17 protein-coding genes are annotated in these 26,322 nt (G+C 48.9%); 14 read left to right on the top strand and 3 right to left on the bottom strand.

Annotated features, from left to right (window positions below):
• Window positions 1-96: 96 nt before the first annotated feature.
• On the bottom strand, window positions 97-693 hold the full coding sequence (locus BUB18_RS10620; RefSeq protein WP_143159902.1) for a hypothetical protein: 597 nt from the start codon (window positions 691-693) through the stop codon (window positions 97-99).
• Between the two features lie 19 nt (window positions 694-712).
• Between BUB18_RS10620 and BUB18_RS10615 the strand changes: the two genes are divergently transcribed.
• Window positions 713-2,110 carry a DEAD/DEAH box helicase gene (locus BUB18_RS10615; RefSeq protein ID WP_262487677.1) on the top strand — a complete coding sequence of 466 codons (1,398 nt, stop codon included), beginning with the start codon at window positions 713-715 and terminating at the stop codon, window positions 2,108-2,110.
• Between the two features lie 91 nt (window positions 2,111-2,201).
• On the opposite strand, the gene pepE is transcribed toward BUB18_RS10615, so the two are convergent.
• The gene (pepE, locus tag BUB18_RS10610; RefSeq protein ID WP_245805649.1) at window positions 2,202-2,912 is read right to left on the bottom strand and encodes a dipeptidase PepE; all 711 of its coding nucleotides are present in this window, start codon (window positions 2,910-2,912) and stop codon (window positions 2,202-2,204) included.
• Window positions 2,913-3,738: 826 nt separating this feature from the next.
• Between pepE and BUB18_RS10605 the strand changes: the two genes are divergently transcribed.
• The 13 genes from BUB18_RS10605 (at window position 3,739) to BUB18_RS10545 (ending at window position 25,300) form a co-directional block, all read left to right on the top strand.
• Window positions 3,739-6,783: a SusC/RagA family TonB-linked outer membrane protein gene (locus tag BUB18_RS10605; RefSeq protein WP_083549739.1), complete on the top strand. Its 3,045-nt coding sequence runs from the start codon at window positions 3,739-3,741 to the stop codon at window positions 6,781-6,783.
• An 11-nt stretch (window positions 6,784-6,794) separates the two neighbouring features.
• Complete coding sequence (locus BUB18_RS10600; RefSeq protein WP_073080590.1) at window positions 6,795-8,333, top strand: RagB/SusD family nutrient uptake outer membrane protein; 1,539 nt, start codon at window positions 6,795-6,797, stop codon at window positions 8,331-8,333.
• 8 nt (window positions 8,334-8,341) lie between these two features.
• A complete protein-coding gene (locus BUB18_RS10595) occupies window positions 8,342-9,010 on the top strand; it encodes a hypothetical protein (protein ID WP_073080589.1) in 669 nt (222 codons plus the stop codon).
• A 34-nt stretch (window positions 9,011-9,044) separates the two neighbouring features.
• Window positions 9,045-10,079, top strand: coding sequence for a DUF5007 domain-containing protein (locus tag BUB18_RS10590; RefSeq protein WP_083549737.1), 1,035 nt, complete (start codon window positions 9,045-9,047; stop codon window positions 10,077-10,079).
• Window positions 10,080-10,129: 50 nt separating this feature from the next.
• The gene (locus BUB18_RS10585; protein WP_083549734.1) at window positions 10,130-13,306 is read left to right on the top strand and encodes a SusC/RagA family TonB-linked outer membrane protein; all 3,177 of its coding nucleotides are present in this window, start codon (window positions 10,130-10,132) and stop codon (window positions 13,304-13,306) included.
• A gap of 36 nt (window positions 13,307-13,342) precedes the next feature.
• Window positions 13,343-14,854, top strand: a complete 1,512-nt coding sequence (locus BUB18_RS10580; RefSeq protein WP_073080586.1) for a RagB/SusD family nutrient uptake outer membrane protein — start codon at window positions 13,343-13,345, stop codon at window positions 14,852-14,854.
• 18 nt (window positions 14,855-14,872) lie between these two features.
• Window positions 14,873-15,580 carry a fasciclin domain-containing protein gene (locus BUB18_RS10575; RefSeq protein ID WP_178372118.1) on the top strand — a complete coding sequence of 236 codons (708 nt, stop codon included), beginning with the start codon at window positions 14,873-14,875 and terminating at the stop codon, window positions 15,578-15,580.
• A 20-nt stretch (window positions 15,581-15,600) separates the two neighbouring features.
• Entirely contained in the window at window positions 15,601-17,241 is a 1,641-nt protein-coding gene (locus BUB18_RS10570; RefSeq protein ID WP_073080582.1) for a DUF5008 domain-containing protein, read from the top strand.
• A gap of 29 nt (window positions 17,242-17,270) precedes the next feature.
• Window positions 17,271-19,019, top strand: a complete 1,749-nt coding sequence (locus BUB18_RS10565; protein WP_073080580.1) for a LamG-like jellyroll fold domain-containing protein — start codon at window positions 17,271-17,273, stop codon at window positions 19,017-19,019.
• A 29-nt stretch (window positions 19,020-19,048) separates the two neighbouring features.
• Window positions 19,049-20,518, top strand: coding sequence for a M60 family metallopeptidase (locus BUB18_RS10560; protein WP_073080579.1), 1,470 nt, complete (start codon window positions 19,049-19,051; stop codon window positions 20,516-20,518).
• Window positions 20,519-20,553: 35 nt separating this feature from the next.
• The gene (locus BUB18_RS10555; protein ID WP_073080577.1) at window positions 20,554-22,230 is read left to right on the top strand and encodes a LamG-like jellyroll fold domain-containing protein; all 1,677 of its coding nucleotides are present in this window, start codon (window positions 20,554-20,556) and stop codon (window positions 22,228-22,230) included.
• Between the two features lie 31 nt (window positions 22,231-22,261).
• Entirely contained in the window at window positions 22,262-23,995 is a 1,734-nt protein-coding gene (locus BUB18_RS10550; protein WP_178372117.1) for an alkaline phosphatase family protein, read from the top strand.
• A gap of 135 nt (window positions 23,996-24,130) precedes the next feature.
• Window positions 24,131-25,300 carry an acyltransferase family protein gene (locus BUB18_RS10545; protein WP_073080573.1) on the top strand — a complete coding sequence of 390 codons (1,170 nt, stop codon included), beginning with the start codon at window positions 24,131-24,133 and terminating at the stop codon, window positions 25,298-25,300.
• Here the strand turns inward: BUB18_RS10545 and BUB18_RS10540 are convergent.
• Window positions 25,282-26,256, bottom strand: coding sequence for an alpha/beta hydrolase (locus BUB18_RS10540; RefSeq protein WP_143159901.1), 975 nt, complete (start codon window positions 26,254-26,256; stop codon window positions 25,282-25,284). The two genes, BUB18_RS10545 and BUB18_RS10540, sit on opposite strands and share 19 nt — an antisense overlap.
• Window positions 26,257-26,322 lie beyond the last annotated feature (66 nt).

Below are 26,322 nucleotides of genomic sequence, written 5' to 3'. Positions count from 1 at the left end.
GTTAAAAATCGTTTAGAGGTCCGCCTTCGGCGGACCTCTAAACGATTTTGGGGGAGACCGAAGGTCTCTCCCAAAATCAAACAAACTTATTTGGATCTAAAATTTCATTTCTTTCTTCTCCTGTGTGAAGCTCTCATCACTCAAATCTTCTTCCCAGCGGTATACTTTTCCATCTTCCTTAAATACCCTTGCCTGCATGGCGGAGTCGGTGAGAGGGTCGCAGCCGGTGGGAATTAATATAGGAGAGAACAGCTGTTTCCATTCAGTACCATTAAAGGACCAGGTGGTGCAATGGAAGGTGCAGCCATGGAGTGGTTCATTGAATATGGAGATTTCATCACGACCGTCCCCATTGAGGTCCCCTTCATTCTGAACGGTGATGCCACCGTAAAAAACGCGAAGGGAAGGAATGCCGCTGCTAAAGGAAACGATGTATTTATCCTGTGCTTCAGCATCCTCCTGAACCTCCAGAGAGTCAGGGGTGATCATGGTGATAAATGCGGTGTCATGGATGCTGGCGCCGGAAAATCGGCCGGCGATGGTGTCATGTGACGCTGGTGCCAGCGGCACAATGGTAGCAGTATTAGTGGTAACCACCGTATCGGTTACCAACGTGGAGTCCTGTGTGGAATCATTATTCTTAAAGTTACAGGCACAAATCATTAAAGCGGCGATAGGAATCAGATTTTTCATAGCTGGCTAAAATACAAAAATGTACCTGGAATGGCAAAACCTACTGATACTCAGCGGCAGGCGCTTTGGCGGAAATACCCTACCTTTGCGGCAAATGCAAAAAGAAATAATATCGGCAATACTTGCCAATTTGAAGATAGCGGCGCTGAATGACATGCAGCTGGCATCCCTGGAGGCAAACAGGACGCATAAAGACGTAATCCTGTTATCGGCTACCGGTTCCGGCAAAACGCTGGCATTCCTGCTGCCTGTACTGGAGCGTTTGGAACAGGGCGTAAAAACTACCCAGGCACTGATCGTAGTGCCTTCCCGTGAGTTGGCCCTGCAAATTGAGAAGGTGTTCCGCCAGATGGGCACCGGCTACAAGATCACCGCCTGCTATGGTGGTCACCTCCGCGAAACAGAAGAAAACAACCTGATAGAAGCACCAGCGGTGATCGTGGGTACTCCCGGCCGCCTGGGAGATCATATCCGCCGTGGAAATATTACCGTTGACAGTATCGACACACTGGTGCTGGATGAGTTTGATAAAACCCTGGAATTAGGTTTCCAGGAAGAAGTTAGTTTTATCGTAGCTTCATTGCCTAACGTAAAACGCCACCAGCTTACTTCTGCAACGGAAGCAGTGGAAATTCCTGACTTTGTGGTACTGGACAACCCGGAAAAGCTCAACTTCCTCCCCGAAGGCGGAGCACCGGCGGAACGGCTGGACATAAAACAGGTATTATCTCCCGAAGCTGATAAAGTGGACACGCTATTCCGACTGATCTGTTACCTCGGGAACCGCTCTACCATTGTATTCTGCAACCACCGCGAGGCAGTGGAGCGCACGAGCAACCTGCTTTCTGAAAAAGGAATCATTAATACTTTTTACCATGGTGCCATGGAGCAGCAAGAGCGCGACAGCGCCCTCTGCAAGTTCAGGAATGGTACAGTGAACGTGCTGGTGACTACGGACCTGGCTGCACGTGGCCTGGATATCCCGCATATCCGCTACATCGTACACTATCACCTGCCACATACCGAGGATAGCTTTGTGCACCGGAATGGTCGTACTGCCCGTATGGAAGCCAGCGGTACCGCCATCATCCTACTCGGACCTGACGAAAAGCTGATGCCTTACGTATCACCTGACATTGAAACGATAGAGCTGCCGGAAAAGGCAGTACTGCCTGAAAAACCGAAATGGGTAACGCTGTTTATCGCTGCCGGTAAAAAGGATAAAGTGAATAAGATTGATATCGTGGGTTTCCTGGGTAATAAAGGCCGCCTGAAAAAAGAAGATATCGGGCTGATAGAAGTGAAAGACTTTTTCTCCTTCGTAGCAGTCGTGCGATCTAAAGTAGGGCACACACTGGAAGTGATTAAAGGAGAGAAGATCAAGAATAAGAAAGTGAAAATAGAACTTGCCAGGTAATAAGCAGCCGGCAAACTATTGATATTTAAAAAGGCCCCGACCATCGGTCGGGGCCTTTTATTTTCCGGGCCGAAGGCCCGGAAAATAAAAGTTATTGTAAGAAGTTCAGAGAACTTCCTGTTTCCACCTCATACGCTTCTTTCCCTTGTTCAAAAATCCTCGCTGTTAGCTTCCCTTCCAAAGTAATCTCGTTGCCCTTCACCCGGATCCAGCTACCCTCACGCAGGCCTATCACCGGCGTATTGTTTTGTGTATGAAACTCACGGATACGTGTTTCCCTGGTTTCTCCCATATGCTGATTGCCAGGGATCGGATCAAGATAATGCGGATTGATATTGAAAGGTACCATGCCGGAGGTTACAAAACTTGACGGATATACGATCGGCATATCATTGGTGGTTTGCATGCTAACGCCGCCAATGTTGGTACCAGCGCTGCAACCCATATAAGGAGTACCTTTATCGGTCACTGTTTTCAGCAACGGCATCAAACCTTTTTCATGTAATGTTTTTACCAGCAGGAAGGTATTGCCACCGCCGGTGAATATACCCTGTGCACTTTCAAGTGCAGCAGCAGGGTTGTCGAAAGTATGTAATCCTTTTACGGTAATGCCCAGTTCTTTAAATCCATCGGCAGCTCTGGCAGTATAGTCATCATGCGAAATGCCTCCCGGCCGCGCATAGGGGATGAAGATAATTTCACGGATGCCGGCAAATAAATCCTTCATGGTTGGCTGTAAATAAGCCAGGTATGTTTCCCCAAACAAAGTAGAGGTGCTCGCCAATACGATCTGTCTCGTCAAAAAAATATTTCTGCAAATTTAAGAACCACATTGAAAAAAATATATCTTTACGAAGAGCAACATATTAAATGTCAAGTGTTCTTTAATACAGCGCGATAATTTAGCATCATTCTATGTCATGCCTATGTCCTGAAAGTATCAGTGAACCGGCGAACGTTAAAAAAGCTTTGTCATAGAATTTTCACTTTTTTAACAGAGATTATAAGGTAACAATTACGCTTATTACTTTGTGAGAAGATATAGTGCTGTACGTGAACAATGAAGTATCAACCAAATAAATTGTATTAGTCGTAGCCGTAATCAAAACTCGATCATGTAACACACCCTGAGTACAAAATGCCCGACGAAAAAAACCGGGAGTTTGTAACGTTAATTCCGTGCGATAGAACTAGTGCCTATAAAAGCAAAGCGCTTGCTATGCTTCCCTGTATGAACCACGTGAATCACGTCGACCTCATTTTGTATGCTTTTTGACAGCAATGACCTTGCTGAATGGGGCAACCAGTGCTTAGCCGTAGCGCTACAATGCTTGCGGACCCTTGTGCTGGTCTTGCTTTTCCGCTGGAGTACCGGCATTTTCCAAGGTGAGTCACAAGCAATGGAACGCTACCAGGTTTAAAAAAAATTATGAACAATGAATAAATGCTACTATTCTCCAAAGGCATCCTGCATGCGTAATCTCCGCGTGCCCGAATATCCTTTTTACAGGCATTTGAACGCTTAACATATCGCTGAATAACAGCGGTGTTCCGCTTGTGCACAGGTGTTGAAAAACACCTGATAGGAACGCTGTTGCCTTAATAATCCAATTAAACCTTTTTTACCAATGAGAGATCATCTATCCATGCGGTTGTCTGACAGAAAGCGTCGCTGGGTGCAGTCGCTGGTGGCCGCCTGTTGTACGCTCAATGTAGCCCTGTGTATGAACCCACACGGCGCCATGGCAGCAGGTTTAAATCTCCCGTTACCTGCAAGGGATACTTTACCTCCGGTTGATAAGGACTCCTTACCTGCCGCTGCCGACAGCACCGTGACCAATGAAGTGGTAAGGGTCTTTGATAAACGTCAATCCCCCGCAGCATTTACCAACGCCGATACCCTGAATGTGAAACAGGTAGCCCTCTATCCCTACACCTCCCTGCAACAGATGGTGAAAGGAAATATCAGAGGACTCTACACGCAGGAGCCCAGCGGAGAACCGGGAACCGAACAGTTTATGTATATCCGCGGACTCGCCATGCCACTGCTTTCCAAACAGGATGTATACCAGGTGCAACCCGCCGTATACCTCAACGGTATCCCCCTGATCCAGGATAACGCCATGGTGTTTGATGTGCAGGTAAATGATAAAAACCGCCTCGGCCCTGCGATCAATTTCCTCAATATCATCAACCTCGATAACATACAGTCCATCGACGTATATAAAGATGCCGCCGCCATTGGCCTGTTCGGACCCCGCGCCGCCAACGGTGTCATCAACATCATCACCAAAACGCCCACCTTCGGCAAACGTAAGATCAGTATAAATAGCTACTTCGGCGTAAACCTCTACGATCCGGTGTTTACCACCAATGGTCAGTATGAAAACCGCGCCCGTAAACCTTATTACGAAAAGTATGCTACCACGGCCGATTCACTGGCATTCCCGCCATACCTGCGCGACTCCTCCAACGCCGCCTACTATGGTAATGCCAACTGGACGGATCTCTACTTTCAAAACACCACCAGCCACGGCATCAACGCCGCCATCTCCGGTGGGTCGGAAAGAGCTAACTTCCGCTTCTTCGCAGATAAAACTTCCGCTAACGGTATCGCCGATAATACCCGCCTGGATAAATACAACGCTAACTTCCTCGTAAACATGGCGCCGAAAGAATGGCTTATGGGCTCTGCGCTTATCAACGCCACCCGGCTTGACAGGAACCGGAATACGAGTATGGTTGACCGTTATATCGAAACAGCCTACGTCCCGGATATCACCAGTCCGCTCGCTCCCAATAAACAGGCCTACGGACTCTATCTGCGCGAACTCGATAAAGGCTTCGATAAAAATCATATGAACAGCATCCAGGGTAGCTTTTCGCTGATGTTCCACGTAAAGAACCTGCGCTATACCACCCGCCTGCTCTTTGATTACAACGAAAGCGACCGCGATATCTTTTACCCGTCCACCCTTATGGATGGCGCTAACTACGTATCCAACTACTATGGTAATAACCAGCGTGTAGGCTTCCAGAATACGGTGGATTACGACTGGCAACCTGCTGCACAGCATAAGTTCAGCTTCGAGGTAGGACAGCTGTACCAGTCAGACATTTTCCGGTACAACTACCAGCGCGCTTACAACGGGGCCAGCGACCGTATTAAAGTAAACGTAGTGCAATCCAACCCGGATGCAGGCAACTACCTGGCACCACTTTACTACGCCAACCAGCTGGTATACCGCTTCATCGACGCACAAAAAACCAGGCTGCTGTCCTTCCACGGAAATGTAAAGTATGTATATAATAACTACCTGCGCCTCTCCCTCACCCTGCGCAACGATGGTTCTTCCCTGATCAACCCGGCGCACCGCTGGTTGCTTTCCCCTTCAGCAGGACTGGAATGGGATGTTAAAGAACACCTGCTGCCGGCACTCACCCGCGTGTCTGACCTCACACTGCATACCAGTTATGGCCGCATCGGTCGCCTTCCCGGCGATGAACGCTTTGCCGCCGGCCCGCAGTATAAAGTGGATATGGGCTGGACCGGTAACCGCAATGCCGCCTCGTATGCGGGCGTAGCGGGTCTTTCCAGGCCTTACTCCTTCGGTTGGGTAGGTGAGAACATACCGTGGGCAACGACAGACATCTTCACCCTCGGCGCTAATTTCTCCCTATATGAACACCGGGTACGCATCAACGGTGATTACTACAATAAAAATGACCGCAATATGCTGGCGCCTATGCCTGCAGTTGCGGAAAGCGGTTATGGCAGCATTTACGAAAATGGTATGCTGGTTAACAACAGTGGGGTAGAAGCCACGCTGGCAGTGGATCTGGTACGCACCAAAAAATTTACCTGGACCCCGGAAATCACCACCTCCTATAATGTAAACACACTTAAAGCCCTCCCCGGTGGTGCTAAATCACTCACCATTGGCGATCGTCATTTTGAAGTAGGACAGGCAGTAGATATGTTCTGGCTCTACCAGAATGAAGGGATTTACAATACCAATGCCGAAGTGCCGGTAAACAGCAAAACCGGTGCTCCGCTGAGCTTTAAAGGCACTGCCTTCGAAGCCGGCGATGCAAAATGGAAAGATGTAAACGGCGACTTCACTGTAGACGATAAGGATAAAGTGTTGCAGGGCCATAGCATGCCTACCCTGTTCGGTAACTTCTCCAATACCCTGCGTTATGGTAAGCTGGACTTCTCCTTTAGTTTTTATTATGCACTGGGACAATCGATTCTTAATACTAAAACAGCTACCCGACTGGACTTTGCTAACCATGACGGACAAACGGACCTCGGCTCAGTAAAAGACATCACCTACTGGCAGCGTAATGAGGATATGAAAACCTATCCGCTTTACAATCCATGGAGTGCTACCATTCCGTTTCGCGCCGATCAGAACCTGTTCCTGGAAAAAGCCAGTTTCGTAAAACTCCGTACCGTGAGCCTGGGCTATGATTTTGCCGGCACCAAACTGCTGAAGCGCTTGGCGCCCACCATCACCCGTTGCTACTTCTACGCAACTGCCAATAACATCCTCACTTTCACCGGCTACACTGGCGGCGATCCGGAACTGACCTACTACAATGGTTACGATAACGGATATACGATTCCGGTACCTAAAACATATACCGTAGGATTGAAACTGGATTTATAATCAATACTAGTATGAAAAAAATATATCGCTCCATAAAAGCAGCAATGGTAGTACTCGGCCTCGCGGCCATGGCAGCCAGCTGCAACAAATCACTGGATGTACCGTCGAGCAGGCTGGTGGGTGAAAAAGACTACTGGAATAATGTGGAAGATGCACGTAGCGCCCTGATGGGTGTATACGGGCTTTCCCGGGCTGCACTCACGGATAATGCCGCTTTCTGGATGTATGGGGAATTCCGTAAAGGTGATTTCACCGCCATCACCCGCACTGACCTGAAAGCCATCGTAAACAACGATCTGAATGTATCGTTGCCCATGCTGCAGAGTCTTAAAAACTGGCGCCGCTTTTATGCCGCCATCAACGCAGCCAACCTGTTTATCGAACGTTCAGGAGAGATCATTAAAAAAGATCCTTACTATCCTGCCAGCACTAATAATGTAGACATCGCACAGGTAAGGGCACTGCGCGCCTTCCTGTACTTCTATATGGTGCGCATCTGGGGAGATGTGCCGCTGGTGGTAAGCTCCTTCGACGGTAAGTTTCCGCAACTGGAAAGAACGCCGCAGCAACAGGTACTGGCCTTCGCAGAAAAAGAGCTGATAGAAGCATCGAAGAACCTGCCGGTGATTTATAGTAACACGGATCCTTTGTTAGGCGGCCTGTATTATAACAGAAGTTACAGTTTCTGGAAAGGCAGCCTGCTCAACAAGATCAGCGCATACGCAGTACTGGCGCACATCGCAGCCTGGCAGCAGCGCTATAACGATGTAATGAGCTACACCCAGTTCATTATGGATAACTATAAAACTGCGGATATCTCCTTTACCAACAATACGGAATTACTGTGTGAGAGCGATAGCGGATTCTTCTACCGGATGGGACCCAGCCAGATGCTCAACTTCTCCTTTGATTATAACAACGGCGAAGGTATTACTGCCGGCCACCTGGAAGATTATGTGCTGGCCAAACCTATTACCAGCAAACTGATGCCGGACCTGTTTGTACAGAAAGATACCATCATCAAAATGTTTAACTGGACAGGGGATGAGCGTTTCAGCATCGACCTGGCTACCGGCTATCCTAAAACGGAATATTACTTCGTGAACTATAACACCAATACACCGGTGTTCTCTAAAATTAAAGTATTGCAGGATGGTAAGCTGGACAAGGGAACCTTCCGCATGTTTAACGCTACCATGATGTTTACCCGCATGGAAGAGCTGGCGCTGCTCCGTGCAGAAGCGGCTATGGTCACCAATAACACGCCGGAAGCGGTCAACTGGTTACGGCAGGTAATGGTGAGTCGCGGTATCCCCAGTCCCACCTTCAATGGGGTGGATATCCTGGATGAAATTTTTAGGGAGAGAAGAAGAGAGCTCATGGGAGAAGGCTGGCGTTGGTATGACCAGGTGCGCTATGCACGCCTGCGTCCGGCCGCTAATCCTGCCTTCACAGCAATGATTCAGAATGGTGCTATCTACTGGCCGGTTGCGGAAGAAGTAATGGCGGCCAATCCTAAGCTTACACAAAATTCTTACTGGAATAAATAATCAGTGCCATGCAGAAAAGAAATCAAATATTTCAACAACTGGGTTTGCTGCTGCTGGCAGTAGTGCTGGTGGCCAGCTGCCAGAAAGACGGGGGCTATATCAACTACGTAAAACAACCCCCGCAGATCGATGCTAACGTATACGACTATCTGCAAAGTAAGCCGGGGGTATATGACTCCATGGTGCTGGTGATCGACCGTGTGGGATTAAAGCGCATCCTTAGCAGCACAAAAGTAACCGTGTTTGCACTCACCAATGCCAGCTATACGGCGGCGTTGCGCAACTTAAACATCCTGCGCCAGAAACAGGGGAAAGCCCCGGTGAGCCTTAGCTCACTGGACCAGCAGCACCTCGACACGCTGATGTGCCGCTACATTGTACCGGGATTTTTTACTACGGACAGCCTCGTGGCTTTCCCGGATGGTTTTACCACCACTTCCCTGAAATACGGCGGTGGCGCCAATATGCAGCTGTTTACCGAAACAGCTTCGGGGATGGCCGCGGGAGGTCCCAAGTATATTATTTACAGCGATACCAAAGGTTCATTCTATATCAACAAGTGGGTAAGAGCCAACACCATGTCGATGGATACTTACCTGCGCAATGGCGTGGTGCACGTGCTAAGCGGTGATCATGAATTTGGCTTTAATGAATTCATCACCCGCTTCAATAAATAAACCCTATTGCTGACCGCTCATAAATGATGTAACAATGAAGAAATTACTTTTAGCAATGACGACGATGGGCCTGCTGCATGCATGTGTGAAACTGCCTGCGGATGCCGATTATCTCAGCAGGGGAGCAGGGTATACCCAATCCAACTTCCAGCCGATCCTGGGCCGCACGACCGTAATGCCTAACGATCCGTTTGCAACTATTTTCAATGCCGATCACTCCACCCTGCCCCTGACGTTTAAAATGCTCAGTGTCAGAGATGCTGAAACAGGCGATACGGTGGATATCTTTAATAAAACCTTTGATGTGCTGGTATGGAAAGAAGCCTATACCGGCCTGGAGAAAACCCGCGAAGAAGTAGAAAAGAAACGGGTGATAGAAAAGCACCACCTGTTTGAAGTGCGGGAACATTCCGGTCAGCTGGTATTCTGGACACCGCAGGATCTGCAATACCTCAACGCCGTAAAAGTGCAGCCCCACAAAGGCTATAAGTTTGATATTGAAGTGTCTAATTCCGGCGGCTCCAAAGTAATTCATAACCTGGAGCTGCAACCGCTGCGCCAGCAACCTTTTGAGCCTTCCAACATCGATCCGGTGACGGGTAACTCCTATGGTACCCTGCGGCCGTCTACGGTGAGTGGTATCAAAAACTATAACGACGACAGCTACCTGAGCTCTTCTGATGTACAAATGGTGTTTTATAAAGACTTAAAAAGCACTGAGAATACACTCACGTTTGAGTTCCGCGATTCCGCCTATGCACCGATTGACCCGAAAAAGTTCAACAGCACCCAGTGGGAAAAAGTATGTCACCACTTCGGTGAACCGGTGTTCACCAGCGAAGGTGTGACCTACCAGGTAGCTTATCCGATTCCGCTGGCAGGCATCACCACACAGTACACCACTATCAACGGTATTGCTGCACAGAGTCTGTTCAGCTTTAACCGCATCGGAACAGGCGGCATACGCCAGGACTGTGTGATCGGCACGCAATTCAAAATCTACGAACCCGGTGCCTGGAAAATTATCTTCTGGTTTTACAGAGGTAACCCTGACTTCCGCAACAACTAAACTGCGGTGAACACTGAACCAAAATTATCAATGATAAAAATCAAACCTTAATGTATAAGTCTGCAATTATACCAGGGAAGATAAAACAACTCTTAACGGTACTAACCTTACTGTGGAGCGTTTGCGCGGTGGCACAAACGAATATGGTAACCGTACGGGGGATTGTTTACGAGAAGGGCGCCAATACCGGCGTTCCGGGTGTGCCCATTCTGGTAGGTAAGCCACCGAAAGGGGTAGGTACTACCAATGGCGATGGTAGCTTCGTGGTGGTAGTACCGGAAGGCTCCGAATTAACTTTTCAATCCATGGGCTATAACCCCATGAAAGTAAAAGCCAAACCGGGAGAGTTAATGCGTATATACCTGCTCGTGAAAGAAAATAAACTGAATGAACAGGTGGTAATCGGTTACCAGCGTAAATCCCGTGAAACGGTAACCGGTTCTACGGTGCTGATCTCCGGTAAAGAGCTGCAAAACGCACCGGTAGCCAACGTGATGGAACTGCTGCAAGGTAAAGTGGCTGGTTTGAACATCCAGAATAACACCGGTGCACCTGGTTATGCCGGTACCATCCAGATGCGTGGTTTGAGCACTATGACCATCAGCGGCTCAGGTGACAATGCATTTTTAACACCTACTTCTCCATTGTTTGTAATCGACGGGGTGCCGGTAGATCCCAACACTAACTTCGAATACGGCTTTAACCAGGCAGGCCCCGGTTTGAACCCACTCTCCCTCATTCCGCAGGAAGATATCGAAAGCGTGCAAATCCTCAAAGATGCGCAGGCTACTGCCTTGTACGGCTCCAGGGGTGCATACGGTGTAATGATCATCAATACCAAAAGAGGTAAATCGAAAGTACCTATCGTGTCCTATACCGGTAACTTCTTCGTGAGCATTCCACCTACCCTTCGTAAGGTGATCGGCGGTAACGAAGAACGCCAGATGCGCATCAACCAAATTCTGAACTATACGGATACTCTGGCATGGGCAAAGGAACTGATCAACAGAACACCGTTCCTGGCCGATTCCCTGAACCCGTACTACAACAACTCTACGGACTGGCAGGGTCTGTTCTACAAATACACCTACAATACCACGCATAATATGAGTGTTTCTGGTGGTGACGATCGCTTTAACTACAAAGTGAACCTCGGCTACTACAAGGAAAGCGGTATCCTGAAAAATACGGACTTCAACCGCTACAACATGAACACCAACATGCAGTACCGCCCTACCAACCGCCTGAAGGTATATGCTTCCATACAGGCTGCCATGGGGCAAAACAGCAAGGGTAGCGGTAACGGTATCACCCAGTCAGACGTAGGTAAGGCAGGTAACCAGTCGTCGCTGCTGCCGGCGCCTTCCTTCTACTCCGCTTCTGCCAATGCAGTAGCTGCGTTGCGTAATGATAACATCAACAAAACGGCGAATATCCTCAGCAGTGTGGACGTGGACTATGAAGTAATCCCCGGCCTGCATGCCACTACCAACTTCAGCTATAACTACACCGGCGAAACGGAAGATAACTTTATCCCTGCCGCCATCAACAACAACTTCGATGAGGTAACAGCGTATAATGGTCGCCGTCATACCCTGTACAGTCGCAGCGGTTTGAACTATTTCAAAACCCTGAATGAAAAGCATAACCTGAGTTTTTACTTCTTCAATGAGCTCAGGAAATCAGGTGCACAGGCCAGTAAGCTGCGCCTGCGCGGTACGGCCAGCGATGAGCTGAAAGGACCGCTGGGCTCCTCTTCCAGCTTCAGCAGCGGTGGTGTGCTGGATAATGCGGCAGACGAAAGGGATATGGGCCTGGCAGGTAGCGCTACCTACAGCTTCATGAATAAATACATCCTCGATGTTTCTTTCCGCAGAGATGCCTCCTCGAAGCTGGGTCGTAAAACACCGTTTTCCAACAACCCTTCTTTCGGTTTCAAATGGAATATCAACCGGGAAAATTATTTCAAGGATAAAACCTGGCTCGACTACGCAGACATCCGCCTCACCTGGGGACGTAACGTAGTGCCACAGGGTAACATCTTCTATGCATACGGTACGTATGACGACCGCAACGGCGGCCGCTATAACGACAAGCCTATGAGCGGTATCGACTACAGCCTGCTGCCTAACAACCACCTCCGCGCACTCTCCACCACACAGTTTAACAGTGGTATCGATATCGGCTTGTGGAACGGTAAATTCAACGTAATGCTGGATGCCTACCTGAAGTATGTAGATAATAGTCTCATTAAGGTTGACCTGCCAAACACGAGTGGTTTCAAGGAAACCTGGAGTGACGATGCAGGCTTAATGGACGTGGGCTTTGAGTGGGATTTCACTTACCGTCCTCTCCCCAAAACCAGTAAACTACAGTGGACTATAGGATTTAACGGAGCCATTAACAAGGACTATGTCCGATATCTCCCTAATGGTGCCCGTGAAATGCTGGAATACGATAGTACTAACCGGCAAAGCATCCTGCGCCGTGTAGGCCGTAATACCTTCACCAACGTATTGCTCAATACCCGCGGTGCTTATTCCACCATGGCGGATGTGCAGGTGGACCCTGCTACCGGCCGCCCTATTATGGTGATGAATTATGCCGGTAATGCTTTTATGCTGGGCCGTCCCGGTGATCCGATATGGACAGACCTGAACGGGGACTACATCATCAACGAACTGGATTACATCTATGCAGGGAATAGTCAGCCGCTGATCACCGGTGGTTTAACCTCCTACCTCACCTATGGCTCCTGGTCCATGAACATCACGGCCAGCTACACGGCCATCAGGTCTATCCTGAACAACGCCGTGCAATACCGATTTGAAGGATATTCCAATCCTACCAATACCAACATGGCGCTGGTGCCACTGGATGATTACATCTACTGGAGCAAGAATGGGGATAAGGCGAAATATCCGAATCCGTTTGATTATGTACGCCAGGGACAAGTGCGGCCTTACCGCGTGGACCAGACGTTGTTTGAAGAGGATGGCTCTTATTTCAAGATACAGACCATCACGCTGTCGTACACTATTCCGCGCGACAGAACTATCCGTTGGGGCGTCACTTCCTGCCGGTCTTATTTAACTGTTACCAATCCGTTCATCTTCTCCAAATACAGTGGTCCTAACCCGGAAGCAGTATCTGCGCTGGGCCGCGACCAGAAAGATGGCTACCCGGTTCGTAAAACAGTGACCGTAGGTCTTAACGTACAGTTCTAATCTTAACCTTAACGAAAAGCAATAAAACCCAGATATATGAAGCGTTTACTAATCGGGATAGGAATGGCAGTATTGCTCTGCACCAGCCAGTCGGGCTGTAAAAAATTCCTGGACGCGGAAAGTCCTGTGAAGGAGTCCGGTGCTAGTTTCTGGAAAACGAGAGATGACGTAGAGCGTTTTACCAATAACCTTTACGGGGAGATTGCAGATATCCTGCTGAATAACTCCTTTTTTCTGGCGGCAGAATTCCGCTGCGGTGTGTACCGGCAAACAGCGAAATCAGTGGCTACCTGGAGAACCAGGTATTACTACGATTACCTCGTGTATAATGATATGCGTTCACTCAATGTGCACGACTACTGGAACCAGTTTTTCCACTTTGATGATATCCGCAAATGGGCCCCTTACTTTAAGGTAATTCAGGCGGCCGGCATCCTCCAGGATAACGTAATGGATATCTCCACTGCGGAACTATCGGATGCGGATAAACGCCGTTACCGCGCAGAAGGCGTATGGGTGCGTTGCTTCCTCTATTTTATCATGGTTCGTTTATACGGCGACGTGCCTTATTACAATGAACCGTACTTCGATAAAATTATTGGCCGTACCAAATTTGTGGACGTACTCAATGCCTGTATTGCTGACCTGGCATCCGTAAAAGACGATCTGCCATGGGCGTACACCAATACGAAAATGAAGGCCGTGCGTCCTACCCGCGGTGCCGCACTGGACCTGATGATGCACATGAACATGTGGAACGCCGGTTTCGATGAAGTAAACAAGGATAAGTACTATAAAGCCACCGTGGACCTGGGTAAGGAGCTGCTGGAGCAAAACAACGGGGCGTATCGCCTGTTGACCATCTCCGAATTTAAAACCCTGTTCAGAGGCGGTAGTGAAGAAGGATTATTTGAATTCACTCAAAACGTGAACTATGGTGAGGTACGTGGTTTAGGTTACCAGTACCTGAATGATAACGTGCTGGAACACGGCGCCGGTAGTGGTTATGCTTACGTGGCCCCTGTGGCAGCTTCTATGAAGAAGATGTATCCGCTGGGCATCGCCGACAAGAGAAGGGATATGTGGTTTGATGTAAACACCATGTATACCAATGGCAACCTGGTAGAGTTCCGCAAGTTTGCCGCTAACGCAGGCAGTAACATTGCTTTTGATGGTAACCTCATCTTTTTCCGTTTGTCAGATGCTATTCTGCTCGCTGCAGAAGCCAATGCGGAACTGGGCAGTGCCACTGAGCCGGAAGCCATCCGCCTCATGAACCTGGTACGCGCCAGGGCGGAAACACCCCTGTATGTAGGTGCCGGCGGAGATATGCTGAAGGATGCCATCTTCTGGGAGCGCGCAAAAGAACTGATGGGAGAGGGGCACGCCTACTACGACCTCGTACGTACGCATCGTGTCCTGAACTCAGAATACTGCACCGCACCGATCAGCCAGTCGGCCTTCCTGCGCGGCGCCTGGACCTGGCCCATCGATGAAAGTGCACTCGACAATAACCCATTAATGACACTCAACGAATACTGGCGCTAACCCTTAACACAGATGAAAATGAAAAAACAACTCTTCTCAATCGTGATCGGTGTGGCAGCAGTAGTGATGCTGTTGAGTGCCTGTAAGAAGGATTACTACCAGGATACCGGCCTGGCAAAAGGACAGTATGATGGTACCATTATGCAGTACCTGGAAGCACGTAGCGACTACTTCACCAAACTGGTGAAAGTGATTAAGCTCGCTAAGCTGGAAGATGTGCTGAGCAAAGAACAGGTGACTTTCTTCGCTCCCAACGACATGTCTATCGACAGCACCATCCACGAAACCAACGCGTTTTTATACCAATCCGGCAAAGACACCATTAAAACACTGGAACAGGTGCCGGCAGCTGTATGGCGCGAAATGCTGGGGAAATATATTTTCCGCGGAAAGTATAAGCTCAATGATTTTCCGCAGGTGGACTGGGCATTTTTCAGCACTTACCCGGGCGTGTACATGAAATCCTATGATGATGTGATCATGCATATCGGTGTGGTGTACCACGATGAAGGTTCCGCAAAATACGTGGGATACAGGCAGCTGTTTCTTTCCTACGTACCTACGCCGCAGCAAACGGGCATCTTCATGAGCTCCGCGGTAGCATCAGTGAATATTGAACCTACCAACGGCGTAGTACATGCGTTGGCAACGGCCACGCACGACTTCGGATTTTCGGTGTTTGATTTTTACAATCGCTGCCTGTTTTATGGATACACCGGTAAGTAGTCACACTTCAAATTACAAACATGACAGTATCACTGAGAAATAAAATAATGTTCATCACACTGGCAGCCGGCCTGGTAGCAGGTTGCCAGAAAGATAATGACAAATTCTTCCCTGACCCTTACGCTGGTGGTAAACCACAGCTGGGTGTAAAGTTCAGTGAAGCCCTGCCTACCCCTTCCTCCGGTGCGCCAGGTGAAAAAATTACCTATAGGGTAACGGGTTTAATGGCGTATAAAGACTCCATTCGTTTTTACCAGAACGGGGAGTTAGCTACCATCACTAATATCACGGATTCCACCCTTACCATTACGGTGCCGGCAACGGCCAACTCTGGTACAGGCTGGGCGGCTATTGGCGCGCAGATATTTCCTGCGCCGCTGTTTCGTGTAAACGGTAAGGCAAAGCTGGATAATACGTTCAAATCGGGCAGTGGTACGGATGCTCCCATCTACCAGATAATTCCTACTTCCGATAATCGTTTCCTGCTCACAGGTGCCTTCCGCCTGTACAACAGTAACGGACAGGGTAACTGGCTCAATGGCATCGCTAAAATCGAAAAGCACGGGCAGTATGTAACGGATATGAATACCGACTCCGCTGCCGGACGCACAGGACGCATCTACTCCGCTGCTGAAATGGACGATGGACGCTTTATTGTAGCTGGTTCATTTAACTCCTATGGCTACAAAAAGGGCCTCTTTAATTTCGCACGCGTTAATATCTCCGGAAAAATAGATACCACCGTACAAACAGTGATCCCGGAAGAATACAATTATGATCCGGATGCCGGCCTGCCGGATATGACCGAGGCATTGTCGAAAGATACAGTATCCTCCTTCAACGGTGGTACCAGTTCTGCTCCCACAAAAATATTTGAGCAAAACGGTCGCGTAATTGCATTTGGAGGCATGGGTCTCTATCAGCAGATATATTACAAATCCAGTACCCGCACAGCCAGGGTAACGGATATGCGTAGAATTCATACCGTAATGGCGATGGACCTCGATGGTAACCTCGATTCCACCTATCACTACGATCTCAGCAACCATGAAGGCCTGCCCGGTGCAGATGGCTTTGTATCTGATGCCGTGCTGATGGACGACGGTAAGCTGGTGATAGTGGGTAAATTTCCCCGCTTTGATGGGGTGGCTGCCGGCAACATTGTACGCCTGGATGCCAACGGCCGGGTAGATAATACTTTTAAGGCAGGCGCCGGTGCCAATGGCGATGTATTCTCCATCACCTTCAATAAAGCTACCCGCAAGTTTGCGATCACTGGTAACTTCACCAGCTTCAACGGACAGGCCTGTCATGGACTGATCCTGCTGAACGAAGACGGTTCCCCGGTGACCAACTTCCAGACGGATGTATTTGTGAATGGCTATCCTTTATACGCCCTGCAGCTGAAAAGCGGCATGGTAGTGACCAGCGGCTCCTTTGAAAAATATGGTACCCGCAGCAAAAAAGGCCTGGTCATACTCAATGCAGATGGTTCCTATGCAACCGCCTACAACAATACCGGCGATCTGACCGGTGTGGTGTATGGTATGCTGGAAACCACTTCGGCAGAAGGAGAAACGGCAGTAATGATCCACGGATTCATTCCTTCATTTGATAACACCAATGTTGGGAACATCTTCCGTTTGGTACTGGCTAAATAATATCTGTAACACCACAATCATTCAATCATATGAAAAAGATCATTTCATTGCTGGGAATGGCCGCCATCATCACCACGGTATCCTGTAACAAGGATAAATCCGATATGCTGTCCGGCACCGATTATAAAAATGATCCTGCACTGACCACCGGAGAACGAAAAGTACTGTTTGTTGTGCTGGATGGGGTAAGAGGCAATACCGTACGATCACTCCAGCCTGCTGTGCTATGGGGCATGCGCGACAGCGCCGTGTACACCTGGGCAGGCGTGTCCGATGCATCCGGTACCAACGGCGCCAACTGGGCATCCATGCTTACAGGCGTGTTGCCTGCTAAAAATGGGGTGACAGACGAAGATCTTTCCAAAGCTAACCTTACCGACTACCCGCTGTTTACCAAACGCCTCAAAGATGCCGGTATAATTCAGTCCAGTGCGGCCTTCTGCGCCTCCGCAGCACTGAGCCAGCAACTGATTGGTAATAATATGGACGTTAATAAAGTACTGGCCACGGATGAGGAAGTAACCGCCAATACAGTGGCAGAACTGGCCAAAGACGAAGCCGACGTTATTTTCGCAGAATATAATGATGTAGATGAGGTAGGCAAACAATACGGCTACGACGAATCTATCCCTGAATATGTAGCCGCTATTCAACAGGCCGATCAGCAGGTAGGTAAACTCCTCACCGCACTCCGTGCCCGTAAGAACTATGCAAAGGAAGACTGGCTGGTCATTGTTTCTTCCAACAAAGGCGGTAAATGGACACTGCCTGCAGGGGAGGATGATGGTACGGTATTCAGTATGCCGGAGCTTAACAGCTTCACTTTCTTTTATAACCCGCGCTTTGTGGCAGCCCCTATCGCCAGGCCGGAAAAAATCCGTGTGGCTTACGAAGGAAGAGCCGTGCGTATGCAGGGCGATCCTAAAACCACAGGTGCCTTCAATCGCGCAGAGCTCAATGATGCCGGTGCATTTAATATCACTACCAAAGAGATGACTTTTGAGTGTAAAATAAAGATGCTCAAAAATGCTTCCGGAAACTATAGTTATGGCCACCCGCCATTTTTCGGTAAAACAAGTGCCAGGTCAGGCTCTACTGCAGGCTGGGCATTCTTCCGTAATGGGAACAAGTTTGCTTTTTATGTAGCAGATGGTTCCGTGAAATCAGAACTCCCTTCTGATCCCGACTACCCGGATGGTAACTGGCATGCACTCACCGGTGTAGTACGCCCGAGTGGTACCAGTTTGATGACCTCCTTTTACGTAGATGGTAAGCTGGTGAAAAGCGGCTCTATTGCCAACGCCAAATTCGCGAGCATTACCTCCACTGCCAATACCATTATTGGCCCGTTCCCGGAAGTTTTCAGCACCACCTGGCTCAATGCTTACATCACGGATGTACGTATCTGGAACGCTGCACTACCAGAGGAAGTGATCAAAACCTGGGCGGAAAGAACGTCTATAAATAAATCACACCCTTATTACAGTAAGCTGATTGGCTACTGGTCCTGTATGGAAGGCAGCGGCAAACAGTTTGTAGATCTCTCCCCATTCAAACGTAATTACAACCTGGTAGGTACCTATACCTGGGATGAATTTGCGGACCCAAGTGGTTACCTGTATCCGGCTATTCCCAATTTCGAAAGATATGTACCTAACCCGGTAGATATCCCGATGGTAATATACAACTGGATGAAACAGCCGGTGAGCCTGGACTGGAAGCTGGATGGTAAAACATGGCCTGCCACTTACCGCGATTTCCCGCAGATCAACCAGTAATGTTCCTTTATTAACTAAAATAATCGCACATGAAAATATTCGATATAAAACCTTTGGCGGGCGTACTGGTGCTGGGAAGCTTGCTTGTGGCCTGTACAAAGGAATATAATTATGAAGACGGGTATGATAAGCCGCTGGTGGAAGACACCACCGGCATCGGCAGTATCGATACCAGCTTATCACGCATCGACAGCAGCGGTTTTCCGGATGCCCGTAAATTTCCGGGCCTGGTATCTGTGGTGGAGCCGCGACTGATGGATGCTTCCGTTACCATCGACCTCAACTACAAGCTGGTGTCGCCGCAGCTCCGCATTGCTTCCCCTCCGGGTAACTGGTTCAGTACCGGCTTTTATGCCGGCCCCGGTGAGCTGATTAAGATAGTGGTGCCACAGGGTACTGAAGGGATGACTGTACAGGTAGGTGCACATACGGATAATATCAATGGTAAAATGCCACAGCTGCGTGCAGGCGTCATCGTTACCCGTAAAACCGTGCTGCCGGGCGTGAACTATATCCGTAATATCTACGGCGGTCCTATTTACCTTATTCCTACGGGTCCCGCACCCAAAAAGGTAACCGTTACCTTCAGTAATGTGTGTAAATCCCCTGATTTTATTTTGGGAGAAACTACAGACGCTGATTGGAAAGACGCCGTCCGTAAGTCGCAGGTGCCAGTGGTGGAGCTGCGCGGTAAACGTTTCATCATTACCATGTACCGTAAGGTGCTGGTGGGACTGCTCAATACTTTCAACGCCGAAGCAGTGATGAAAAAGTGGGACGACGTGATTGAAAAGGATTACAACGACTGGTATGGCCTTTCTGATAACCCGGCTGACCCAATTGATCAGGCACCAGGCACGCCGCACCGCTTTGTGCTGGATATCCAGATATCTTTGGGTAGCGGCCATAGCGGCTATCCTTGTATGGCATACCTGGACTGGCATTCCGACTTTCTCGATACGGCGGTGATCAGTCGCGGCGCCAGCTGGGGCCCCTGCCATGAAATCGGCCACAACTACCAGATGATCAACACCTGGAGCTGGGGTGGTGCAGATGCGCTCACAGAAACCTCTAACAACCTGTTTGTATTTAAGATCGCTAATCGCTTTGGTACCAAACCACCACGCATATACGATGCAGAGCAAAACTTCGTGCAGCCGGCGCTCGACTTCGCGAAGAAGGATAGTACCGGGAAAACGTTTGTAACGGTAACAGATGTATTTCAGCGTCTTGTACCGTTTGTACAGCTGTTTCAGAAATATGGTTATGGCATGATGGGGTATATCTGCCGCGAAGCGCGCCATACCGAACGTGAGATTTATATCGATGTGGTGAAGAAAGATTTCTTCTACGTGGCTGCCAGCAAGTATGCTAAAAAAGACCTTTATCCGTTTTTCCGCTACTGGGGCATCAACGTATCGCCCACCGCGAGGGGTGAAGTCCTGGGACTAGGCCTTCCGTTGCTGACCGAACAGATATGGCTAAACGATATACGCTAATCCTGCTGCGTTAACATCTACCTAAAAAAGAAAGCATGAAAAAAGTGAAATATATCCTGGGTTGCGCCGCTACCATTGCTATGCTGGCAACAGCCTGCTCTAAAATAGAAGAGGTGCCGGGCGATACGGCGGACAAACCTAAGTTTACTGATAAAAGTAAAGTGCTGGTGATTGTGGTGGACGGCCTGGCCGGCAAACAGGTGAAAGCCGTGGCGCCACCGGTGATTACACAAATGCTGGCACACAGTACTTACAGCTACGATACCAGGGCCGATACGGTTACTACAGATGGTGCTTCACTGGCGACCCTGTACACCGGCGTACCTTATGCAAAAAATGAAATCCGTGACAGCTCGCTGGTGGCCAGGTCTACCAGCGGTGCCAGGTATGCCCCTTTCCTGAGCCTCATTAAAAAAACCGGCAAGCGTGCGCTGAAAACCATTTCCGTAACAGCATGGGATGCAGTAAATAAAACGCTGCTGGCTGATGCCACTACAAAAGTTACTACGAAGGATGATGATAAAGCCGTCCTGGATTCAGCGGTGAACCGCCTCAAAAATGACAGTCTTGACCTGATGTTTGTACAGTTCAACGGTATCAACAAAGCAGGCAAACAATACGGTTACTATAGCTACATCCCTGAATATGCGGCCGCCATCAACCAGGTGGATGCCTATATCGGGGAACTGCTGAAAACGATTAACAGTCGCCCTGATTACCAGAACGAAAACTGGCTGGTGATAGTGCAGTCCACCCACGGTGGCCTGGATAAATCCTACGGTTCCGACAGCGATGCCGAAATGAACAGCTTTTCCCTCTACTATTGCCCTGACCTGTTCCGCTACCAGATTGATCAGCCGCAGACCATTCCGGCCAGTATCAAGTTCAATGAGCAGAATGAAAAAACGGTAAACGCCGTGCTGAATGATGCCACAGCTTACAACTTCGGTGCTCCTTCCTCCGCTAACCAGTTTACCGTGGAGTGTAAGGTGAAAACACCAAAGGGCAGTAATCCAACCTATCCGGGATTTTTATCCAAGCGCGCCAGCTTTGCAGCCGGGCAGGTGGGATGGACGTTTTTCCAGGAAGGCAGCTACTGGATGATTAACCTTTCCGGTACAGGTGCTACTAAAAATTTACAGGCTAAGGGGGCGGATATCAATGATGGTAACTGGCACCACCTGACCTGCGTATTTGCCACCAAAGCAAATAATGTAAGAGTATGTTCAACCTATACTGATGGTAAATATAACAATGCTGTCACCGTAACCGAGTTCGGTAACCTGAACAGCACTGCACCGCTTACCATAGGCTTTATTCCTGGTTCCATCAATACACCGGTTACGATCTATATGGCTGATGTGCGTATCTGGAATGATACGCTGCCTGCCGCTACCATCGCTGCTTTTAGCTGCACGAATGTGTTGGACCAGCATCCTTACCTCTCCAAGCTCGTTGGCTGGTGGCCAGTAAACGAACGTAAGGGGAATGTACTCAGGAATGCGGTGCCTGCTGCTGCCGGAAAGGATTTTAAAGTAAACGGCACCTTCACCTGGGAAGCGATGAACTATGTGCTGCCATGTGCAGGTAATGCGGATAAACAGAACCCGCCAAACAACACTGATCTGTGCTATCAGATTGCTTACTGGCTCAATCTGGATCTCAATCCTGACTGGGAAATCGGAGGTCGCCTGTGGCTTAAATTCTTTTAACCGTTTGTTTCATTCTTAACGAATGTATCTTATGCAGAAATTAGCAACAAATTATATAAAATACGGACTGGCAGGCATATTAGCCGTAGTGATGGGAATGACGGCCTGCACCAGGGAAACAGTGGCGCCGGTTCGTTACGATACGGATACTTCCGCGCAACTCATTGGTAGTCCTTCCCTGAAGGAAAGGAAAGTACTGCTCATCGGTATTGATGGCGCAGTGGCGCGACTGGTGGATACTTACAAGCCACCGGTAATAGCGGGTTTGCTGCCGAAGAGCGTGTATACTTTTTCCGGAATGAATGATACCATCAATACCGCAGGTTCTACCTGGTCTTCTTTGATGACAGGGTTTCCGGTGCAGTCGCACAAAGTGGTGGACAGTACGCTGATACCGCGTTCTGTGGAAGGTAGTCACGATCCTATCAAATACTACAATAGCTTTTTGTATTATATTAAGGAAGATGATAACCGCGCCAAAATCACCAGTATCTCGCAATGGGCTGACCTCAACTATTTCACGATGAACGTGGCCGACAAGATCGTTAACGTAGATCCTGCCAAAGGAGATAAAGGGGTAGCGGATGAAGCGATCAAAGAATTGTCAGCTGCTGATCCCAACATCGTAATTGTGAATTTTAATGGGCCTGCAGTTACCGGTAAAAAGACGGGTTTTATGGACAATGCGGAATATCGCCAATCCATTATGGATGTGGATGCCCGTATCGGCGAGGTGATCAAGGCTTTACAGGCAAGGAAAGACAGTGCGAAGGAAGAATGGCTGGTAGTGATCCAGAATACTACCGGTGGCTATCTCAACATGATGGGAGGCGCCTCGCACTACGAAAGGGATAATATGACGATTTATTACAGTCCTGTAATTACACCGGGTCGTGTGGATGGCCCCGGCTACCATGCTTCAGCTATTCGTTATACCGGCGGAGCCGGTAATTACATCCGCGCAGAAAACAATGATGGCGGGATTTATAACCTGGGCGACAAGGAAATGACCATTGAGGCGAAAGTGCGTTTCAACAAAGGGCCACGTGGTAACTATACCTACAGTTATCCGCCGTTTCTGAGTAAAATTGATTCACTGGATGGTACGATTGCCGGATGGGGTTTTTACAGAGATGGTACCAGCATTGCGTTCGCTTACCAGGATGGGAAAAATGCCAATGAAGTACGCCCCGGCGTAGGCATCAGTGATGGCAACTGGCATACGATCACGGCTACACTGAAACATACCTATGATGCTACTAACGGGCATACCTATACGGCCAGCGCGTATATTGACGGTACTGCCAAAGGTACTACCACCATCAAAAAAGGAGAGGCTAAAATAGAATCGCAGGCACCGTTGATTATCGGTTACCGCCCCGTGATCTATAACGACAATAACGAAATCGACATGTACCTGATAGACCTGCATATTTACAATACTGTATTATCAGATGCGGCCATTCTGGCCAATGCAAAGATATATGGTGTAGATCCTGCCAGTCCGTATGCGGCTAATGTGATTGGTAACTGGTCTGGTAATGAGGAGTCGGGCAATGTGCTGTACGACAAAAGCAGCAGCAGGCAGAATTTTACTGTGGTGGGTAAATACCGCTGGGATGCGATGAATGTGCTGATGGGTACAACACCAGGGCCTAACAACCTGGATGTGGCGGCAAGTATACTGGATTGGATTGGGATTACGCTGCCGGCAACTACCAAGCCGCCGGGGGTGAGCTGGATTAAGGTGATAGGAGCGAAGTAAGTAATACACGATGAAGCAGAGCAGGAAGGCACCGCCTCCCTGCTCTGCTTCTTTTTAGGGAAGAATAATTGTTAGGGCAGCTGCAGTCAGTTTTCAGATATTGCTGGCTTATCGTCTACCCCTAATACCTTGCGTATGTCCCCTGTTAGTCTGCTCCCTGTTGTGCCTATCCTTTTACTGGTGCTGGTTGTGATTACACTGGTCAGTAAGCTGTTACATATCACTCCGCAGGAAGGCCGCTATAAATCCATTGACGGTTTGCGAGGATATCTTGCATTTTTTGTATTTCTCCATCATGCTGTGATCTGGTATTTTTTCTTACAGGGGAGAGGGTGGACGGCGCCGCCATCCCAGGTATATAGTCACTTCGGGCCTACCAGCGTATCGCTATTTTTCATGATCACGGCTTTTCTATTCTTTTCTAAATTAATGGCAGCAAAGCAAAAAGGATTGGATTGGCTGAAATTGTATGTTTCCCGGTTAACAAGGATACTGCCCCTTTATGGCTTTATGCTGTTACTCCTGCTGCTGATGGTAGGGATATTATCGAAGTGGATGTTAAAGGAGCCGTTACCTGACTTACTGCTGCATATAGGAGGCTGGCTATTATTTATGGAGCCTGCCATCAACCGGATGGGTGGTACCCGTTTTATAGTGGCAGGCGTGGTGTGGAGCCTGGCTTTCGAATGGCTGTTTTATTTTTCACTGCCTTTCTGGGGTTGGCTGCTTTTTCGCCTGAAGGCCACAGCAGTTACATACCTGTTCGCCGGGTTGATGTTGCTGATTTTTATCTGGGTGATTCAATATTTTTATCCCTATAATGCACTGGCCAGGATGAGTGTTTTTGCCGGTGGTATGGTTCCGGCATTTATTGCAGGAAAACCGCAGGTGCAGCGTATTGCGGCGCATTGGCTAACCTCTGTGGCTATTCTTCTATTGTTGTGTTTTACGGTGTTGTTTTTCCCGCATGTATTTGCGCCGGTACCCTATGTTTGCCTTACCCTTTGTTTTATTGCGATTGCCTGTGGCAATACTTTGTTTGGTATACTCACGCACCAGGCATCCTGCCTGCTGGGCCAGATATCCTACAGCATTTATCTGATACACGGAGTATTGCTGTTTGTGGTATTTTATCTGTGCATTGGCAAGGCGCTTACGCCACAAATACACTGGCTGATGGTTACATTATGCAGTGTAGTGTTGATGGTTGTTTGTAGCCTTACCTATCGCTTCATTGAGCGTCCGGGCATAGATGCAACGGATACGGTTAAACGAACAGTTATGCATTACCTGGAGGACGAGTAATCTTTTTGCTGTTTCGGTTGCCAGTCGCCTTCTTTGATCCAGGAGATACAGGGGTCTATCCACTGCGCTCCTGCGGTAGTATTATTAATGCCGAAGCCATGGCCTCCTTTGGTGTATACAAAAAATCTGACAGGTACCTGCTGTTGCTCCAATGCAGCCACGAAATAGAGGCTGTTGCCTACTTTAACAATATTATCGTCCACTGCGTGTACGATAAACGTTGGCGGTGTGTTGGCAGTTACCTGCAGTTCATTGGAGTACTCCGTAATTTTTTCAGAAGTGATGGCTGGTCCAATGAGATTTTGGCGGGATAGTTCGTGGGTCAGGCTGTCGGTAAAGCTGATAACCGGGTATACGAGCACCATGAAATCCGGCCGCAGATTAATTTTACGGGGATTGTCGATATAAGTTTTGTTGAAATGTGTGCCTGCTGTGGATACGAGGTGGCCTCCGGCTGAAAAGCCCATGATGCCTACCTTATCCGCCTGTATGTTATATTGTTGCGCATGTTCGCGTACATACTGTATTGCCCGTTGTGCATCTTGCACAGGGCCTGTTTCCTTGTTTACCATCAGGTCGGGGCGGGGGACCCTGTAGTGTAACAGAAATGCAGTGATGCCGGCTGCTGCCAGCTTTTCTGCGGCGGGTATGCCTTCTACCCGGTCCGCCACATTGCGGTAGGAGCCACCGGAGCAAACAATAACAGCGATGCCGCTGGCCTTACCAGGTGGCGGTGCGTATACGGTAAGTGTGGGCATAATCGTTTTTGCCCGCAGGATGGTGGTGTCTGCACCTGTTAACCAGCTTTTGCCGCGTAGGGTATCCATATCCGAATTGCCGGTGATGGCATTGGGCACCTTGCCATTTTCGTATAAGGGTATTGGCGTTTGTGCCGAAGTAGTCAGCGCCGGCAGCATGACAGCTGCGAACATCAGCAACCTGGTAGTAAGGAGCATGATCAAACAGGTTTGATAGTCAATAATTTTCAGTAGGAAAGGCTTTCACCAGCCGTACCCAATATT

This window comes from Chitinophaga jiangningensis (genome assembly GCF_900142605.1).
In the GTDB taxonomy this organism is placed as follows: domain Bacteria; phylum Bacteroidota; class Bacteroidia; order Chitinophagales; family Chitinophagaceae; genus Chitinophaga; species Chitinophaga jiangningensis.
This window is presented reverse-complemented; position numbering and strand designations above follow the sequence as displayed.

Coding starts and splice junctions, on each gene's coding strand:
- BUB18_RS10620 (WP_143159902.1), bottom strand. CDS start 693: ATGAAAAATCTGATTCCTATCGCCGCTTTAATGATTTGTGCCTGTAAC.
- BUB18_RS10615 (WP_262487677.1), top strand. CDS start 713: ATGTACCTGGAATGGCAAAACCTACTGATACTCAGCGGCAGGCGCTTT.
- BUB18_RS10605 (WP_083549739.1), top strand. CDS start 3,739: ATGAGAGATCATCTATCCATGCGGTTGTCTGACAGAAAGCGTCGCTGG.
- BUB18_RS10600 (WP_073080590.1), top strand. CDS start 6,795: ATGAAAAAAATATATCGCTCCATAAAAGCAGCAATGGTAGTACTCGGC.
- BUB18_RS10595 (WP_073080589.1), top strand. CDS start 8,342: ATGCAGAAAAGAAATCAAATATTTCAACAACTGGGTTTGCTGCTGCTG.
- BUB18_RS10590 (WP_083549737.1), top strand. CDS start 9,045: ATGAAGAAATTACTTTTAGCAATGACGACGATGGGCCTGCTGCATGCA.
- BUB18_RS10585 (WP_083549734.1), top strand. CDS start 10,130: ATGTATAAGTCTGCAATTATACCAGGGAAGATAAAACAACTCTTAACG.
- BUB18_RS10580 (WP_073080586.1), top strand. CDS start 13,343: ATGAAGCGTTTACTAATCGGGATAGGAATGGCAGTATTGCTCTGCACC.
- BUB18_RS10575 (WP_178372118.1), top strand. CDS start 14,873: ATGAAAAAACAACTCTTCTCAATCGTGATCGGTGTGGCAGCAGTAGTG.
- BUB18_RS10570 (WP_073080582.1), top strand. CDS start 15,601: ATGACAGTATCACTGAGAAATAAAATAATGTTCATCACACTGGCAGCC.
- BUB18_RS10565 (WP_073080580.1), top strand. CDS start 17,271: ATGAAAAAGATCATTTCATTGCTGGGAATGGCCGCCATCATCACCACG.
- BUB18_RS10560 (WP_073080579.1), top strand. CDS start 19,049: ATGAAAATATTCGATATAAAACCTTTGGCGGGCGTACTGGTGCTGGGA.
- BUB18_RS10555 (WP_073080577.1), top strand. CDS start 20,554: ATGAAAAAAGTGAAATATATCCTGGGTTGCGCCGCTACCATTGCTATG.
- BUB18_RS10550 (WP_178372117.1), top strand. CDS start 22,262: ATGCAGAAATTAGCAACAAATTATATAAAATACGGACTGGCAGGCATA.
- BUB18_RS10545 (WP_073080573.1), top strand. CDS start 24,131: ATGTCCCCTGTTAGTCTGCTCCCTGTTGTGCCTATCCTTTTACTGGTG.
- BUB18_RS10540 (WP_143159901.1), bottom strand. CDS start 26,256: ATGCTCCTTACTACCAGGTTGCTGATGTTCGCAGCTGTCATGCTGCCG.